This is a genomic window from Pseudooceanicola endophyticus (assembly GCF_018760365.1).
Taxonomy (GTDB): Bacteria; Pseudomonadota; Alphaproteobacteria; order Rhodobacterales; family Rhodobacteraceae; genus Pseudooceanicola; species Pseudooceanicola endophyticus.
Genome location: NZ_JAHIAB010000009.1, coordinates 12,416 through 28,128, shown reverse-complemented (window position 1 = coordinate 28,128; position 15,713 = coordinate 12,416). Strand labels below are relative to the sequence as shown.

General features: G+C 67.8%; 15 protein-coding genes. 2 read left to right on the top strand and 13 right to left on the bottom strand.

Annotation, left to right across the window (positions count from 1 at the left end; genetic code table 11):
- Positions 1–11: 11 nt before the first annotated feature.
- The 10 genes from KM176_RS15440 to KM176_RS15395 form a co-directional block, all read right to left on the bottom strand.
- Positions 12–1,472: a M20 family metallopeptidase gene (locus KM176_RS15440; RefSeq protein ID WP_202397849.1), complete on the bottom strand. Its 1,461-nt coding sequence runs from the start codon at positions 1,470–1,472 to the stop codon at positions 12–14.
- Positions 1,469–2,545 (bottom strand): ABC transporter ATP-binding protein, encoded by a 1,077-nt coding sequence (locus KM176_RS15435; protein ID WP_160894995.1) that lies wholly within the window; start codon positions 2,543–2,545, stop codon positions 1,469–1,471. The genes KM176_RS15440 and KM176_RS15435 overlap by 4 nt, the downstream gene beginning before the upstream one ends.
- Entirely contained in the window at positions 2,542–3,558 is a 1,017-nt protein-coding gene (locus KM176_RS15430; RefSeq protein WP_236045332.1) for an ABC transporter ATP-binding protein, read from the bottom strand. The genes KM176_RS15435 and KM176_RS15430 overlap by 4 nt, the downstream gene beginning before the upstream one ends.
- The gene (locus KM176_RS15425) at positions 3,558–4,472 is read right to left on the bottom strand and encodes an ABC transporter permease (protein WP_160894996.1); all 915 of its coding nucleotides are present in this window, start codon (positions 4,470–4,472) and stop codon (positions 3,558–3,560) included. Before KM176_RS15425 ends, KM176_RS15430 begins: the two co-directional genes overlap by 1 nt.
- Positions 4,472–5,446, bottom strand: coding sequence for an ABC transporter permease (locus KM176_RS15420; RefSeq protein ID WP_160894997.1), 975 nt, complete (start codon positions 5,444–5,446; stop codon positions 4,472–4,474). Before KM176_RS15420 ends, KM176_RS15425 begins: the two co-directional genes overlap by 1 nt.
- Before the next feature lie 49 nt (positions 5,447–5,495).
- The gene (locus KM176_RS15415) at positions 5,496–7,091 is read right to left on the bottom strand and encodes an ABC transporter substrate-binding protein (RefSeq protein ID WP_202397850.1); all 1,596 of its coding nucleotides are present in this window, start codon (positions 7,089–7,091) and stop codon (positions 5,496–5,498) included.
- Positions 7,092–7,429: 338 nt separating this feature from the next.
- Positions 7,430–8,350 (bottom strand): LysR family transcriptional regulator, encoded by a 921-nt coding sequence (locus KM176_RS15410; protein ID WP_160894998.1) that lies wholly within the window; start codon positions 8,348–8,350, stop codon positions 7,430–7,432.
- Positions 8,341–9,285, bottom strand: a complete 945-nt coding sequence (locus tag KM176_RS15405; RefSeq protein WP_160894999.1) for a LysR family transcriptional regulator — start codon at positions 9,283–9,285, stop codon at positions 8,341–8,343. Before KM176_RS15405 ends, KM176_RS15410 begins: the two co-directional genes overlap by 10 nt.
- A gap of 283 nt (positions 9,286–9,568) precedes the next feature.
- The gene (locus KM176_RS15400; RefSeq protein ID WP_160895000.1) at positions 9,569–10,033 is read right to left on the bottom strand and encodes a group III truncated hemoglobin; all 465 of its coding nucleotides are present in this window, start codon (positions 10,031–10,033) and stop codon (positions 9,569–9,571) included.
- Positions 10,030–10,695, bottom strand: coding sequence for a helix-turn-helix transcriptional regulator (locus KM176_RS15395; protein ID WP_236045331.1), 666 nt, complete (start codon positions 10,693–10,695; stop codon positions 10,030–10,032). The genes KM176_RS15400 and KM176_RS15395 overlap by 4 nt, the downstream gene beginning before the upstream one ends.
- Positions 10,696–10,783: 88 nt before the next feature.
- Here KM176_RS15395 and KM176_RS15390 point away from each other — a divergent pair, with 88 nt between their 5' ends.
- Positions 10,784–11,386: a superoxide dismutase gene (locus tag KM176_RS15390; protein WP_160895001.1), complete on the top strand. Its 603-nt coding sequence runs from the start codon at positions 10,784–10,786 to the stop codon at positions 11,384–11,386.
- A gap of 43 nt (positions 11,387–11,429) precedes the next feature.
- Here KM176_RS15390 and KM176_RS15385 read toward each other — a convergent pair whose 3' ends face one another.
- Complete coding sequence (locus KM176_RS15385) at positions 11,430–12,452, bottom strand: GlxA family transcriptional regulator (protein ID WP_160895002.1); 1,023 nt, start codon at positions 12,450–12,452, stop codon at positions 11,430–11,432.
- 225 nt (positions 12,453–12,677) lie between these two features.
- Between KM176_RS15385 and KM176_RS15380 the strand changes: the two genes are divergently transcribed.
- Positions 12,678–13,805: an S-(hydroxymethyl)glutathione dehydrogenase/class III alcohol dehydrogenase gene (locus tag KM176_RS15380; RefSeq protein ID WP_160895003.1), complete on the top strand. Its 1,128-nt coding sequence runs from the start codon at positions 12,678–12,680 to the stop codon at positions 13,803–13,805.
- 226 nt (positions 13,806–14,031) lie between these two features.
- On the opposite strand, the gene KM176_RS15375 is transcribed toward KM176_RS15380, so the two are convergent.
- Together KM176_RS15375 and KM176_RS15370 are read right to left on the bottom strand one after the other, a co-directional pair.
- Positions 14,032–15,150, bottom strand: a complete 1,119-nt coding sequence (locus KM176_RS15375; protein ID WP_160895004.1) for a porin — start codon at positions 15,148–15,150, stop codon at positions 14,032–14,034.
- Between the two features lie 174 nt (positions 15,151–15,324).
- Positions 15,325–15,489, bottom strand: a complete 165-nt coding sequence (locus tag KM176_RS15370) for a hypothetical protein (RefSeq protein WP_160895005.1) — start codon at positions 15,487–15,489, stop codon at positions 15,325–15,327.
- Positions 15,490–15,713 lie beyond the last annotated feature (224 nt).

Here is a 15,713-nt window from a genome sequence, read left to right as displayed (position 1 = left end):
GGGCGGTTTCCTCAGTGCTGGCGGACCGAAGAGGTCGGCGGGGTCAGATCGGCGTTCAGGGTCGAACGCTGGAAATAGTCGCGCCCCTTCAGGCGTTTGGTCAACTCCTCCCGGGCGCGGCGCAGCAGGTCGGGGTCCTGCACCGCCTCCAGCGCGGTGGCGGCCATGACCTTCGACGCGGTGACCATGGCCTTGTGCGCCGAAGGCAGCTTGCCCTGGGTGACGGTCTGCCAGGCGTGGAAGGGCGTGCCGATGGCATGGGTCGCGGTCAGGCATTGCGCCGTCGGCACGACCCAGGACACGTCCGCCACATCGGTCGATCCCATCAGGACGCCGGGCTTGGCAGCAATCGGCAGCACCGCATCATGGAAGGATTTCGAATAATCGTCGGGCCCGCCATAGGCCACGGCGCAGGCGTCGATGTCCTCCTGGGTCAGCGCGGCCTTCTGCAGCGCATCCCCGAAGGCGAAATCGGCCTTGTCGAAGGGCGGCGCGCCGATCTCGTCGAACTTGCGCTGCATGGCTTCCTCCAGCGGACGGTTCGGCAGCATCTCGGCGGTGACGCGGTCCAGGAAGACCTCGAAGGTGGTGTCGGTCATCAGCGCGGCGCCCTCGGCGATGCGCGTGACCCGGGCATAGAGGCTCTCGACATCCTCCGAGCGCGGCGCGCGGATCAGGTAGAGCCCCTCGGCCTGGCCCTGCACCACGTTGGGGGAAATGCCGCCGCCGTCGATGATCGAGTAGTGGATGCGGGCGTCATCGGGCATGTGTTCGCGCATGAAGTTGATGCCGATGTTCATCAGCTCCATCGCGTCCAGCGCCGAACGACCGACCTGCGGCGACATGGCGGCGTGGGACGGACGCCCGGTGAAACGGAAATAGGCCTGGATATTGCCCAGCGTCACCGCCGACTGCACGAAGTTGAAGACGCAGGGATGCCAGGTGAAGGCGGCATCGACGCCATCGAAGGCACCGGCGCGCACCATGTAGGTCTTGCCCGATCCACCCTCTTCCGCCGGGCAGCCGTAGTAGCGCACCCGCGCCTTCACGCCCGCCGCCCGCAGCGCATCGCGCAGGCCCACGGTCGCCAGCGCCGAGGCCGAGCCCAGCAGGTTGTGGCCGCAGCCATGTCCCGAGGCGCCGGGGGTGTCGGTCTTCGGTTCCAGTGCGCCCGGCTCCTGCGACAGCCCCGCCAGCGCGTCGAATTCGCCCAGGAAGGCGACGCAGGGCCCTTCGTCTCCGGATTCGGCCATGAAGGCGGTGGGCAGGCCGCCGACGTTGCGGGTGATGGCAAAGCCCTCGGCCTCCATCGCGGCGATCTGCTCGGCCACGGATTTCACCTCTTCGAAGCGCAGCTCTGGCATGTCGAAGATGCGGTCGGCCAGGGCCGTGAAGGCGGGGGCACGGGCGTCGATGGCCGCAAGGACCTGTTCAAGGGGAAGCGTGTCGTTCTGCATGGTCTTGTCTTTCATCGGATTTCGGCGCTGCTGGTATCGTCGAAATGGCAGGCCGAGATATGGCCGGGCGTCACTTCGCGCAGCGCGGGGCGTTCGCTGCGGCAGCGGTCGGTTGCCAGCGGGCAGCGCGGGTTGAACGGGCATCCCGGCGGCGGATCCAGCGGCGAGGGCAGATCGCCCGCGATGGGGCGGTGGGTGCGCCGCTCGACGCTGAGCGTCGGCAGGTGATCCATCAGCAGGCGGGTGTAGGGATGGTGCGGGCGGGCATAAAGCTCTTCGGTGGGGGCGCTTTCCACCACCCGGCCCAGGTACATGATCACCACCCGGTCGGAGATATGTTCGACCACGCCCAGGTTGTGGCTGATGAACAGGTAGGTCAGGCCCAGGCTGTCGCGCAGGTCCATGAAGAGGTTCAGCACCTGCGCCTGGATCGACACGTCCAGCGCCGCGACGCTTTCATCGCAGATCAGCACGTCGGGTTTCAGCGCCAGCGCCCGGGCGATGCCGATCCGCTGGCGCTGCCCGCCCGAGAACTGGTGGGGAAAGCGGTCGGCCATGTCGGGCGCCAGGCCGACGCGGGTCATCAGATCCTCGACATAGGCGGGCATCTCGGCGCGGGTCACGTAGCCATGCACCACCGCCGCCTCTCCGATGATGTCGCGCACCCGCATCCGCGGGTTCAGCGAGGCATAGGGATCCTGGAAGATCATCTGGATCGAGAGCGCGAAATCCTCGCGCTCGGCCCTGGTCATCTTCGAACGGGCCTTGCCGCGATAGCGGATCTCGCCGCCGGTGGGATTGGAAATGCCGGCCAGCATCCGCGCCACGGTGGACTTGCCGCATCCGGATTCGCCGACGATGCCGACGATCTCTCCGGTCTTCACGCTCAGGTCGACACCCGAGACCGCACGGACCTCCTGGCGCTTGATGCCGGCGCCGAAGAGATTGGCGATATGCCCGCCAAGACCGGGGGTTGAGATGAAGCTCTTGGTCAGCCCCTCGATCTCGAGGATCACGGGCGTTTCGGGGGCGGGCGCGGCGGCAGGGGCGGTGCCGGGCACCAGCGCAAGATGGGGGGTCTGGGTCATCGGTCGGTCTCTCCCGGGTGCCAGCAGCGGATCGACTGGGCCTGGTGATGTTGGGCAAGTTCGGGCATGCGGGTGCAGGCCTTGTCGGCCAGGGCGCAGCGTTCGCGGAAGGAGCAGCCCTGCGGCAGGTGCAGCAGAGAGGGCGTGGCGCCGGGAATGCGCGCCAGGCGGCGGCCGCGGGTCTCGTGCATGGGCACCGATCCCATGAGGCCGCGGGTATAGGGGTGACCGGGTTGCTCGATCACCTCCTTGGTGGTGCCGACCTCGACGATGCGGCCGGCGTACATGACCGCCAGACGGTCGGCCATGCCGGCCACCACCGCCAGGTCGTGGGTGACCCAGATCATCGCGGTGCCGGTCTCTCGGCAGAGCGTCTGAAGCTCGTAGATGATCTGGCTCTGGATCGACACGTCGAGCGCGGTGGTGGGCTCGTCGGCGATGATCAGGCGCGGCTTGTTCAGCAGCGCGATGGCGATGGCGACGCGCTGGCGCATCCCCCCCGAAAGTTCGAACGGATAGGCGCGCAGGCGTTCCTCGGGCGAGGGGATGCCGACCATGTCCAGCGCATCCTTCGCCCGCCGCCGCGCCTGGGCGGTGGAACAGGCCTCATGGGCGCGCACGGCCTCGATCATCTGGGTCTCGATGCGCAGGGTGGGGTTCAGCGTCATCGAGGGATCCTGGAAGATCATCGCGATGTCCTTGCCGCGCACCCGGCGGTGTTCTTCCTCCGACAGCCGCGTCAGGTCGCGCCCGTCCAGCAGGATGCGGCCACCCGCGATGCGCCCCGGCGGGTCGATCAGCCCCATCACCGAATAGCCGGTGACGGATTTGCCCGAGCCGCTTTCGCCGACAAGGCCCAGGATCTCGCCCTCGTATAGCTCCAGGTCGACGCCATCCACGGCGCGGGCGGTGCCCTCGCGGGTGTCGAACCAGGTGCACAGCTTCTCGATCTTCAGGACCGGCGCGCCCAGGTCGGCGTCGCGGGTCTCTTTGCTCATCATGTCGGTGCTCATCAGCTGTTCCTCGGGTTCAGGATGTCGCGCAGGTGGTCGCCGGCGAGGTTGATGCCCATGATCACCAGGGCCAGGGCGAAGCCCGGGAAAAGCGAGATCCAGTAGGAGCCCGACATCAGGAATTCGAACCCGTTCGAGATCAGCATCCCCAGCGACGGCTTGGTGACAGGTACGCCGACGCCCAGGAAGGACAGCGTGGCTTCGATGGCGATGGAGGAGGCCAGGTCGATCAGCGCGATGACGATCAGCGGCGGCAGGCAGTTCGGCAGCAGGTGACGGGCGATGATGCGCGGCGCCGAAAGGTTCAGGCAGCGCACCGCCAGGATGTATTCGCGGTTGCGTTCCACCAGCGCCGCGCTGCGGGCGGTACGGGCGAAATAGGGCCATTGCGCGATGATCAGCGCCAGGATCACCTTGTCGACGCCCTGTCCCAGGATCGCCAGCAGCACGAGCGCCACCAGGATTGCCGGGAAGGACAGCTGGATATCGACGATCCGCATCAGGATCGCGTCCAGCGCGCCGCCGAAATAGGCCGCCGACAGCCCGGCGACCAGCCCGATCCCCATCGAGAAACCGACCGAGGAGAAGGCGACGATCAGGCTGGTGCGCAGCCCGTAGAGGATGGAGGAGAAGACATCGCGGCCCTGGGCGTCGGTGCCCAGCAGGTAGTGCAGGCCATTTTCCGACCCGGTGCTGCCCGGCGGCAACATGCTGTCGAAAATGTCGAGCGTCGCCAGGTCGAAGGGGTTCTGCGGCGCGATCCAGGGCGCGAAGAGCGCCGCGAGGATCGCCAGCACGACCAGGAACAGCCCGAAGACGGCCAGCCGGTTCTCGGCAAAGCGGGTGGTCAGCATGGCCAGGCGCGAGGGTTTCTTCGCGGCCCGGCGGGGCAGGGAGGAGGTTGCGTCGGTCATCAGTCACGACCCTTTTCGCGGGCGGCGGGATCGAGCCAGAGATAGGCCAGGTCCACGACGAGGTTCAGGAAGACCAGGAAGACGACCATCAGCAGCAGGTAGGCGACCACGACGGGCCGGTCGAGCGTGAGGATCGAGTCGATGAGCAGCTTGCCCATGCCCGGCCAGGAGAAGATGGTTTCGGTCACCACGGCGAAGGCGGCGGTGCGCCCGAACTCCAGTCCGATGACGGTGATCAGCGGCACCATGATGTTCTTCAGCAGGTGCACGCCGACGATGCGGTTCTTGCGCAGGCCCTTGGCGCGGGCGAACTTGATGTATTCCTGCCCGGCGACCTCTCGGGTGGCGGCGCGGGCGACGCGGATGATCAGTGCCATCTTGGTCAGCGACAGGGTCAGTGCCGGCAGGATCAGGTGGTGCAGCCCGTCGAGCGTCAGGAAGCTGACGGCGATCGGTCCGATCTGCACGGTCTCGCCCCGTCCCGAGGCCGGCACCCAGCCCAGGCCGACGGCGAAGATCATGATCAGCACCAGCGCGACCCAGAAGTTCGGCAGGCTGAAGCCCAGGATGGAGCCCGCCATGATGGTCTTGGAACTGCGCGCCTCGGGGCGCAGGCCGGCCAGGATGCCCAGCGGCAGGCCGATGCCGGTGGCCAGGATCATGGCGCAGATCACCAGCTCGAAGGTGGCGGGCATGCGTTTCAGGATCAGGTCCATCGCCGGGGCGCCGGTCAGGAAGCTGTTGCCCAGATCGCCGTGCAGCGCATCGCGCATGAACGAAAGGTACTGGACGACGAAGGACTGGTCGAGGCCGAGGGACTGGCGCACGGCCTCCTTCTCGATGTCGGTGGCGTCGGGGCTGACCAGCATCTGGACCGGATCGCCGATGACGAAGAGGCCGGCGAAGACCAGAAGGGTCATGACCAGCACGACGATGAGGGATTGCAGGATTCTGTTGACGATGAAGGCTTGCATCGGCGGGCTCCGTTGGGGCAGGGGCGCCGGTGGCCCCCCTGCCCGCAGGTCATTTCACGCTGTGGACGTCTTGCGGCAGGGTGTACTGGTCGGCACGGGCGGCGTAGGTCAGCCCGGCGCGCAGCGCCCAGAGGGGTTGCTCGAAATGCAGCGGCAGCAGGGTGTAATCGTCGAGGACGATCTTGTCGGCCTGCGCCAGCAGCGCTTCGCGGGCCTCGGGATCCATGGTGGAGGCCCCTTCCAGCACCAGCTTGTCGACTTCGGGGTTGGCGTAGCCGGAGTTGTTGGCGGTGCCGATGCCCTTCGCGGGATCGCGGGTCAGGACCAGCGCCTTCAGCGTGGTGCCGACCTCGCCCGAGTTGTTGCCCCAGGAGGCCAGATAGGCGCTGTAGGACATGTCGTAGTAGTTCTTGAAGAAGACCGAGGGGGTGCTGGCCTCGACCGTGGTGCGGATGCCGATCCGCGACCACATGGCGGCCAGCGTCTGGGCGATGCGGGCATCGTTGACATAGCGACCCGAGGGCGCGCCCAGCACCAGATCAAAGCCCTTGGCATAGCCGGCCTCGGCCAGCAGGGCCTTGGCGCGGGCGATGTCGGCAGCGGGCGCCTCGGCATGGCCGGGATCGGCGCCGAACATGGTCGCGGGCACCAGATCCCCGGCCGCCTGTGCCGCGCCGCCCATCACCCGGGCGACGATGGCCTTGCGGTCGATCGCCAGCGACATCGCCTCGCGCACGCGGATGTCGAGGAAGGGGTTGTGCGCGGTGCCCTTGACGCCGGGGGTGGCATCGCGGAACTGGTCGAGGCCGACGTAGAGCACGCGGGCCGGCGGACCGGCCACGACAGAAACCTTGGGGTTGGCTTCCATGTCCTTGAGGTCCGTGGTGGGCGGGGCTTCCATCACGTCGATGTCGCCGGCCAGCAGGGCGGCGGCGCGCGAGGCGGGGTTGACCATGGGCTTGTAGACCACGTGATCCCACTCCGGCGCGGCGCCGTGGAAGGCGTCGTTGCGCGCCAGCACCAGGCTCGCGCCGCGTTCCCAGCTCTGGAACTTGTAGGGGCCGGTGCCGATCAGGCCTTCGCCGCGGTTCAGCTCGGTCGTGGTGCGGCCCTCGGGCGCGGGACCCGAGGCGGCGGCCTTCGACAGGATCGGCAGATAGGCCAGGTCGTTGACCAGCAGCGGGTAGGGCTCCTTGGTGGTGATCTTCACCGTATGGGCATCCACCGCCTCGACGCTGGCGATCTGGCGGGTGAACAGGGTGAAGGGGCTGGGGCTGTTGGGCACCTTGGCGACGCGATCAATCGAGAAGACCACGTCATCGGCGGTGAAGGGCGTGCCGTCCGAGAAGGTGACGGCCGGGTCCAGGTTGAAGGTCCAGACGGTGCCCTCGAAGGTCCAGCTGGTCGCCAGGTCGGGCTCGATCCCCAGCTCGGTGTTCTGGGCCACCAGGGGTTCGAAGATCGCCATGGAAACCTGGGTGTTGCTGGCCAGCACGTGGAACTGCGGATCCAGCGAGGTCGGCTCGCTTTTCAGGCCGATGGTCAGGTCGGCGGCCTGGGGGGCGGTGGCCAGCGCAAGGGTGCTGACGGCGGCGACGGCGCCGGCGCGCAGCAGGCTGCCGAAGGTCTGGGAAAGGGGGGGCATGGTGCGTCCTGTCGGTGGAGAGTTCGAGGGTTCTTGGCCCCCGGGACGACCGGGCCGCACGGATCCGGAGGCGCAGACAGGGAACCCTGCGCCTGCCCGGATCCTGAGACCCGGGTGTCAAATCGGCTGTTTCTGGTTGCGGCGACCCGGCCTGTCCGTCGGGAACAGGGGGACCCTAGGCTGGATCCAACCCATGAAACAAATGAATTGAAATCGAGTTTCGAGAACTTTCAGTTATATCAAGCGCGCCCAATTTCACGGCGCATGTCATGGAAAATCATTCAAGGACAGTGCCTTGAATCTGGATCATCCGAAATGATGTGCTGCATATCCCGAAGTTATCGGGCGCCGCCAGAGACGAAGGGCTCGGCATAGAAGGCTCTCAGCCGGCGCAGGAAGGCACGCACCAGCGGACGATTGGCGCCGGCGGCGCGGTAGGCGGCGTGGATCTCTCGGGTCCAGGTCGGCACGCTCAGCGGCAGCGGCACCAGGCCCTGCATCTCGAAGAAGGAGGACAGCGCGGTGCGCGGCGCGAAGGACAGCCATTCGGTGCCCTCCAGCATCGGGATCAGGAAGGTGTTGGAGGTGGTCTTGCAGATCGCCTCGGGGGTCGGCAGCCCGGCCATCAGGAACAGCGTCTCGAGCGTGGCCAGATCCTTTTCGCCGCTGACCGGCAGCACCCAGGAATACTCGGTCAGTTCCTTCAGGTCGACGGAACTGCGCCGCGCCAGCGGATGGGTGTGATCGGCGATGATCTCCATCGGAGTGCGGGTCAGCAGCTCGGTCCGGACCAGGCCCACGTCCTGGGGTTGCAACCCCGAGACCAGCGCGATGTCGATGCGCCCCTCGTGCAGGGCACTCAGCAGACCGCGGTTGGTCTCGGCGGTGACATCGACCTGGACGTCGGGGTGATCGAGCAGGAAATCCTTGGTGACGCGCGGCACCATGACCCGCACCTCGGAGACCAGCGCGCCGATCCGGATCGAGCCGCGCTTGGCGCCGCGCATCTCGTCGAGCTGGCCGCGCACGTCGTCGCTGAGGTTCAGCACCTGGTCGGCATAGAGCAGGAAGCGTTCGCCGAACTCGGTCAGGGTGACGCCAGTGCTGCTGCGGTGGAACAGCGGCACGCCCAGGTCGGTTTCCAGCGCGCGGATCGACTTGCTGAGCGCGGGCTGGGTCAGGTTCATCTGCTGCGCGGCGGCGGCAAAGCTGGCGTGGCGGGCGACGGCCTCGAAATGGCGGACCTGTCTCAGTTCCATGACCGGGTGGCCTCCGGATCGAAGGGCGGCGGCGCAAGAGAGCTGAGCACCGATACGATGGCTCCGTGCAGCCAGCGGATACCGGGGTCGGTGTCGAACTTGGCATGGTGATGCGCGGCGATCTCGGCCGGGGGCAGCGGTCCGGGCAGCGGCGAAAGGTAGAAGTCGCCATGGGCATTGGCCTGAAGGGCGGCGGAATAGGGATAAAGCGCGACCAGCCCGGTGCGGCGCAGGATCTCGGGGACCGCGGCATAGAGGTCTGTGGTCATCACCACCTGACGCTCAAGGTTCATGTCCGCCAGGGCGCGGCGGATGCGCTGGAAGCCCGGCGCCTGGCTGGCGGTGTCGACGAAGCGCAGCCGGGCGAAGTCCGCCGGCGTGACGGAGCGCCCGGCCAGCGGGTGGCTCTCGGACATCAGGCAGACGTAGCTGTCGCTCCAGCAGGTGACGCTGCGGATCTCCGGGCCGCACAGGTCCGGGACATGGCCCAGGGCAATGTCGATCAGCCCGGCGCGCAGCTGCGTGGCCACCTGACCGGGCTCCATCCGGCTGACGTCAAGCTGCAGCCGGGGCGCCTGGCGCTCCAGCATGGCGGCGAGGCGGGGCAGCAGGTTGACCTCCGCGATGTCGGACATGGTGACCCGGAAGCGCCGGTCCGAAACGGCCGGGTCGAACTCCCGGTCCTGCAGCACGGTCGCGCTGATGGCGTCCAGCGCGGCGCGCAGCGGGGCCCATAGCGCCTGCGCCTTCTGCGTCGGCTCCATCACGTTGCCGACGCGCAGGAACAGCGGATCGGCATAGAGGTCGCGGAGCCGGCGCAGGGATTGGCTGACCGCCGGCTGGGTCAGCTGGAGGCGCTCTGCGGCGGCGGTCACGGAGCGGTGGTCCCAGATCGCCAGGAAGACGCGCACGAGGTTGAGATCGAAATGGCCCATTTCGGCAAGCCATCGCACAGGGCGGCGCGGCGCACAACGGGCCAGCGGTCCGGCCGGGGCCGCGCAGGGGTTCCCTGACCGGAACGCAACATCTGGTCATGCCGCCCCGGGGCTTGCGGAAGGAATGCGCCCGGCTCGCGATCCCAAGGGGCCGCCTTGCCTTCCGCCGTCCCGTGACCTGTGCGCCCCGGCGCCCCTTTGCATCCGCGATCGTCGGCTGCGGGCGCCGGGCCCGTCAGGTCTTCGCCGTGGTCGCAACGGCGCTCCGGCGAGGCCGTCGGGATCAGGGGTAGTCTTCGCGCTCCAGCGGGCGCAGGAAGGTCGGCACCGCGCTGCGGTGCATGGACAGGTTGGTCCGGAACGCCTCGGCCATCCGTTCGGAGCGCGCGATGAACACCGCCGCCACGGGGGGCGGACACAGCAGGGTCACGGTGTGGCGCAGCAGGGCCAGCCAGCGGCGGAAATGGGCATCCTCCAGCTCGGCGATGGCCTGGTGCTTGGGCATCGGGCGACCGCCGTAGCTGCGGGTGCCCAGCAGGGCCGAGCTCCAGAAGGCGGTGATCTTGTCGAGGTGCTGCGGCCAGTGATCCTCGGGGATGCGGGTGTGGAAGACCGGGCCGATCAGCGGATCGTCCCGGACCAGTTCGTAGAAACGGTGCACGACGCGCCGGATCATGTCCTGGTCGAGGCCGGCGGCCTGCGCGGCCTTCAGGCTGGGCTCGCTCGACGCGGGGGCGACGCGGCTCATGCGCCGAGGTCCCGGATCACGTAGGTGCAGCGCCGGCCGCCGTTCACGATATGCTCGTCGCGCTCGATCAGGGTGCCCGCGCCCAGCACGGACTGGAAGATCGCCTTCTCGGACCGGCAGAAGCCCTGACAGGTCCGGGCCGCGGCGCAGATCGGGCAGTGGTTCTCGATCAGGCGCAGGCTGCCGTCCTCTGCCTCCTCGATCTGCGCCATGTAGCCTTCGGCGCTGCGCAGCGCGGCCAGCCGGTCCAGCCGGTCGCGGGTGCCTTCGCAATCGGCCAGGGCGCTGCGGTACTGGCGCAGCGTCGCGCTTTCGCGTTCGGCAATGATGCGCTCCAGCGCCGCGGGGCCCAGCACCTCGGAGATGCTGCGCAGGAGGTCGACGGTCAGCGCCGCATGGGTGTCGGGGAAACGCGCCTGCGCCTTCTCGCTCAGGTGCCAGTAGATCGCGGGGCGCCCCCGCCCGGCGCTGCGCCGCTCTTCCAAGAGCAGCCCCTCCTCGTGCAGCCGCAGCAGCTGCTGGCGCGCCGCCTCTGCGGTGATGCCCTGGCGGCGCCCGACCTCGGCGGCGGTCTGGGGACCATGCATCTTCAGGGTCATCAGCAGCCGGTCGGAGGCGGCCCGGGGCGCGGCCTCTTCTTTTTCCAAGTTCTGGCTTGACATAATGGCTCCGATATTTTTCAAAGTCCGTGCTTTGTTTAATAACGATGCGGGCCGCGCCGCGCAAGCGCCGGCCGCAAGGAGAGCCGAGATGACCTTCGAACTTCCCAACCTGAGCTATTCCCATTCCGCCCTTGCCGAACGCGGCATGAGCCAGGAGACGCTCGAGCTGCACCACGACAAGCACCACCTGGCCTATGTCACGGCGCTGAACGGCTTCGTGGAGGGCAATGCCGACCTGCAGGGCAAGACCCTGGAGCAGATCATCGCGCTGAGCCATGGCGACGCGGCCCTGGCCGGCGTGTTCAACCAGGCGGGCCAGCACTGGAACCACATCCACTTCTGGAATGCGCTGTCGCCGAACGGCGGCGGCATCCCCGGCGCGCTGGAAGCCAAGCTGGTCGAGGGGTTCGGCTCGGTCGAGGCCTTCAAGGCCGCCTTCAAGACCGCCGCGACCACTCAGTTCGGCTCGGGCTGGGCCTGGCTGATCCAGAAGGCCGACGGCACCCTGGCGGTGACCAAGACGGCCAACGGGGTCAATCCGCTGGCCACCGGCGAAGGCACGGCGCTGCTGGGCCTGGATGTCTGGGAACACAGCTACTACGTCGACTTCCGCAACCGCCGCCCCGACTACGTGAGCAACTTCCTCGACAACCTGGCCAATTACGAGTTCGCCGAGGCGAACCTGGCCTGACCTGCCGCGCTTCCCTGCCGCGCCCCAAGGGTGCGGCAGGACCCTAGGCCGAGGTCGAGAACCGCTCGCGGTAGCCGCGCGGGGTCAGAGAGAACTTGCGGTTGAACACCTTGCGCATCTGGTCGTCGGAGGAAAAGCCGACCCGGTGGGCAATGGTCTTGACCGGCAGGGACGTCTCCAGCAGCAGGGTGGTGGCGCGTTCGCAGCGCGCATTCATCACGAAATCCGACGGGTTCTGTCCGACATCGCGGGTGAACTGGCGCACGAAGTTGCGTTCGCTCATCCCGGCGCGCCGGGCCAGGTCGCCGGTCTGCAGCTTGCTGTCGAGGTTGGCCTGGATCCAGGTTCGGATATCGGCCATGCCGGCGCGGGCCTGGGCCTGTCCGGTCAAGGCGGCACTGAACTGCGACTGGCCGCCCGGGCGTTTCAGGTAGATCACCATGTCGCGCGCCACCGACAACGCCAGGTCGCGGCCAAAGTCCTGTTCGACGAAGGCCAGGGCCAGGTCGATGGCGGCGGTGACCCCGGCCGAGGTGTAAAGGTTTCCGGCCCGCAGGAAGATCGCGTCGGCTTCCACGCGGATGTCGGGATAGGTGGTGCGCAGGCGCTCGGCCACGCTCCAGTGGGTGGTGGCGCGGCAGCCGTCCAGAAGACCGGCCTCCGCCAGGAAGAAGGTGCCGGTGCACAGCGAGGCAAAGCGCGCGGCCCGCCCGCCATGGCGGCGGCACCAGTCGACGATCCGGGGATTGGCCGCCAGCGCCGCCTCGATCTCCAGCGCGCCGGCGATCATCACCGTGTCCTCGGGGCGGCAATCCTCCAGCGCCCGTTCCGCCGTCAGGGTCAGGAAGCTTTCCGAGGGCACCGGGCCCGGGGTCGGGGCCACCAGCTCGACCGCATAGCGCGCCGGGTGGTCGGCGGCAGCCAGGGCGCGGTTGGCCGCGGTGAAGACATTCACCGGCCCCACGGCCTCGAGGCACTTGAAGCCGGGGTAGATCACGATCTGCACCGTGCGAAGGCCGGATGTCGGGGTATCGGGCAGGACGGGACGGCTCTGGGTGTCGGACATGCGGGCTCTGCTTGGACCATGGGTGCGCGATCTGGGGGCAACTTGTCCGGAAAAGGCCGGTCATCCCGATTGCGCCGAAGCCCCGGGTATAGGATTTATGGTTCCGACGAAAGCCGGAGCCGCCGCAGGGCGCCCCGGTTTTCCCAGATTCCCCGGGATCCAGGATCGTCGGCCCTTCCGGGCGGGGCGGCCCGACGTCCCCCGAACACTCCGGAAGGAAACACCATGAGAACCCGCGCCGCCGTCGCCCTCGAGGCCGGCAAACCCCTCGAGATCATGGAAGTCGAACTGGACGGGCCGAAAGCCGGCGAAGTCCTGATCGAGGTGAAGGCCACCGGCCTGTGCCACACCGACGAATTCACTCGTTCCGGTGCCGACCCGGAGGGGATCTTCCCCTGCATCCTGGGCCATGAAGGCGCCGGCGTCGTGCTGGAAGTGGGCGAGGGCGTCACCACGCTGAAGCCCGGCGACCACGTGATCCCGCTCTACACGCCCGAGTGCCGCGAATGCGCCTCCTGCCTGTCGGGCAAGACCAACCTGTGCACCGCGATCCGCGGCACCCAAGGTCAAGGCCTGATGCCCGATGGCACCACCCGCTTCCACATGCTGGATGGCACGCCGATCTACCACTACATGGGCTGCTCGACCTTCGCCAACCACACCGTGATGCCCGAGATCGCCCTGGCGAAAGTGCGCGTGGACGCGCCCTTCGACAAGATCTGCTACATCGGCTGCGGCGTCACCACCGGCATCGGTGCGGTGATCAACACCGCCGGCGTCGAGATCGGCTCAACCGCGGCGGTCTTCGGCCTGGGCGGCATCGGCCTGAACGTGATCCAGGGCCTGCGCATGGCAGGCGCCGACATGATCATCGGTGTCGATCTGAACGACGACAAGGCCGAGATGGCGAAGAAGTTCGGCATGACCCATTTCGTCAACCCCTCCAAGGTCGACAGCACCGTCCAGGCGATCGTCGATCTGACCAAGCGCGGCATCGACCAGATCGGCGGCGTGGACTACAGCTTTGACGCCACCGGCAACGTCAAGGTGATGCGCGACGCGCTGGAATGCTCGCACCGGGGCTGGGGCGTGTCGGTGATCATCGGCGTGGCACCTGCCGGGGCCGAGATTTCCACCCGTCCGTTCCAGCTGGTCACCGGGCGGGTCTGGAAGGGCACGGCCTTCGGCGGCGCCAAGGGCCGGACCGACGTGCCGAAGTTCGTCGACTGGTACATGGACGGCAAGATCGAGATCGACCCGATGATCACCCACAAGCTGAAGCTTGAGGAGATCAACGAGGGCTTCGAACTGATGCACGCCGGCAAGTCCATCCGCGCCGTCGTCGAGTACTGATCGCGCCGGGGCGGCCTGGCCGCCCCCGATCGATCCGGACAGGGAACGCGTCCCCGAAAGGGGGCGCGTTTCGCATTCTTAGGCCCGAAACAGGGCCGCCCGGCCCTGGGGAGAGGACCGGGCGCGCCGCCACTGCGGGGCGGCGAAGGGGGACGGGTTCAGATCCGTCCCCCGAGCTGCGCGTCGCCGGTTACAGGCAGACGTCCGGGACGCGCATGTGGCGGGATCAGAACGACCAGCGCGACCCGATCAGCAGCGATTGCGCGTCCTGGAAGGAGGCGCCCGGCGCGGAGACGTCGTAATGGCGGTAGCCGACATAGGCTTCGGCGTTCAGAGGCTTGATCTTCTGGGTCAGCAGCAGGCCCCAGGCCTCGCCGCGGGCGCCCTCGACGCCGTAATCGTCGGTTTCCAGGTATTCCACGGCCACCGAAGTCTCTCCGACCTGGGTCCAGGAGGCGGTGGTGTAGCCCAGCTTCGCATATTCCCAGTCGCCGCTGGAGTTGAAGTCGCCGCCCCCGGCCAGGGTCAGGTTGACGCCGCTGGCATGCATGATGGTCGCCGAGGCCACGCCGGTCTTCTCGGTGCCGGCGTCATCGGCCTGGTCCACCCAGTTGGCGCCGACAGAGGCCTTGATCTTGAAGTCGCCGACATCGCCGGCCCAGTTGACCGCCGCGTCGTAGTAATCGTTGTCGTTGTCCTCGGCCAGGACCTCGCGGCCATAGGCGGCGCCGACGGTGAAGCCGTAGTATTCGGGGGTGTCGTAGCGCACCCGCATCCGGCGGCTGCCGTCCGTGTTGTGGAACACGTCGCTGACGCTCAGGCTCGAGAGGGTGCCATCGGCATTGCGGAACAGGTAGGAGCCCGCGACATCGCCGAAGCTCTTGGTGCCGGCCAGCGTGGTGCCGCTGTCATCAAGACCGCCCGCGCCATCGGTCGCCATGGAGCCCTGGCCGACCGAGAACACGCCGTAGTCGTTGGTCAGGACGACTTCCAGCTTGCGCAGCTGGCGGCGGTTCCAGTCGATGACCTCGGGGTCGTCGCCCGACTGCGAGAAGCTGCCGGTGGAGCCCAGACCCAGCCCGGTCTCGAAGCGGAAGCGCACGGCGCCGATATCGGCATCATGATCCAGCGTGAAGCCCAGCCGCGAGGTGGAGTTGCCGACGTTGCCAAAGGCGTTGTCGGTGTCCTGGCCATCGTCGAAGCCCAGGTAGCCAAGGTTCAGCTGGCCGTAGAAATGCACGGTGTCGCCGTTGGCGCTGGTAAAGTCCTGGGCCGAGGCGGCTCCGGCGGTAAGCGCGCAGAGCGCGGCGGCGGCGATGGGGCCGGATCGGCTGAACTTGGTCATGGGATATCTCCTGAAGATGGTTCCGGCGGGACCCTGGCCGATGACCGCAGGACCCGTTTCAAACGACATGAGGGGAGGAGCGGCGCCCCCGTCACGGGCCGCCGCCGGATGCGTCGGATGACGCAAGGATCTGAACTGTCTGATGATCCGGGCCGGACGCGCGGGGCGCCGGGCCTAGGTGCCGGAAGCCATCGGCAGCGGCAGGTCGGCGCGGGGGAAACGGGTCACGACGAAGGACGCGTCGGCGGCAAGGTCGCGCCCCTGCCGGGCGGCATGGCGCAGCGCGCTGGCAGGGAAGGCGACGATCAGGGCGGGCAGGGAGCGGACTGCGCGGTGCATGTCGGGCGTCTTTCGTGAATGTTCCGGCGGGACGCTGACGGCTGCGTCTTTCAACACCCCGTGTAGCCCCGTGACCGGGTGGTGATTAGACACCGATCATCGGTTTCTGTTTTTCACAAAATTGAACAAACAACATTTCCGAAGGGTTGGCTGTGCACCCGCGCGCAGATCTCCGTCGGGTCATGTCCTTGATCATGGGGCGCTTTGGCGCCGGATGCGCCACT

Excerpts from the sequence above, each read along its gene's own strand:
- KM176_RS15395 (WP_236045331.1), bottom strand. The coding sequence starts at position 10,695 with ATGTCAAGCCAGAACTTGGAAAAAGAAGAGGCCGCGCCCCGGGCCGCC.
- KM176_RS15410 (WP_160894998.1), bottom strand. The coding sequence starts at position 8,350 with ATGGAACTGAGACAGGTCCGCCATTTCGAGGCCGTCGCCCGCCACGCC.
- KM176_RS15370 (WP_160895005.1), bottom strand. The coding sequence starts at position 15,489 with ATGCACCGCGCAGTCCGCTCCCTGCCCGCCCTGATCGTCGCCTTCCCT.
- KM176_RS15390 (WP_160895001.1), top strand. The coding sequence starts at position 10,784 with ATGACCTTCGAACTTCCCAACCTGAGCTATTCCCATTCCGCCCTTGCC.
- KM176_RS15400 (WP_160895000.1), bottom strand. The coding sequence starts at position 10,033 with ATGAGCCGCGTCGCCCCCGCGTCGAGCGAGCCCAGCCTGAAGGCCGCG.
- KM176_RS15440 (WP_202397849.1), bottom strand. The coding sequence starts at position 1,472 with ATGAAAGACAAGACCATGCAGAACGACACGCTTCCCCTTGAACAGGTC.
- KM176_RS15405 (WP_160894999.1), bottom strand. The coding sequence starts at position 9,285 with ATGGGCCATTTCGATCTCAACCTCGTGCGCGTCTTCCTGGCGATCTGG.
- KM176_RS15420 (WP_160894997.1), bottom strand. The coding sequence starts at position 5,446 with ATGCAAGCCTTCATCGTCAACAGAATCCTGCAATCCCTCATCGTCGTG.
- KM176_RS15435 (WP_160894995.1), bottom strand. The coding sequence starts at position 2,545 with ATGACCCAGACCCCCCATCTTGCGCTGGTGCCCGGCACCGCCCCTGCC.
- KM176_RS15375 (WP_160895004.1), bottom strand. The coding sequence starts at position 15,150 with ATGACCAAGTTCAGCCGATCCGGCCCCATCGCCGCCGCCGCGCTCTGC.
- KM176_RS15425 (WP_160894996.1), bottom strand. The coding sequence starts at position 4,472 with ATGACCGACGCAACCTCCTCCCTGCCCCGCCGGGCCGCGAAGAAACCC.
- KM176_RS15380 (WP_160895003.1), top strand. The coding sequence starts at position 12,678 with ATGAGAACCCGCGCCGCCGTCGCCCTCGAGGCCGGCAAACCCCTCGAG.
- KM176_RS15415 (WP_202397850.1), bottom strand. The coding sequence starts at position 7,091 with ATGCCCCCCCTTTCCCAGACCTTCGGCAGCCTGCTGCGCGCCGGCGCC.
- KM176_RS15385 (WP_160895002.1), bottom strand. The coding sequence starts at position 12,452 with ATGTCCGACACCCAGAGCCGTCCCGTCCTGCCCGATACCCCGACATCC.
- KM176_RS15430 (WP_236045332.1), bottom strand. The coding sequence starts at position 3,558 with ATGAGCACCGACATGATGAGCAAAGAGACCCGCGACGCCGACCTGGGC.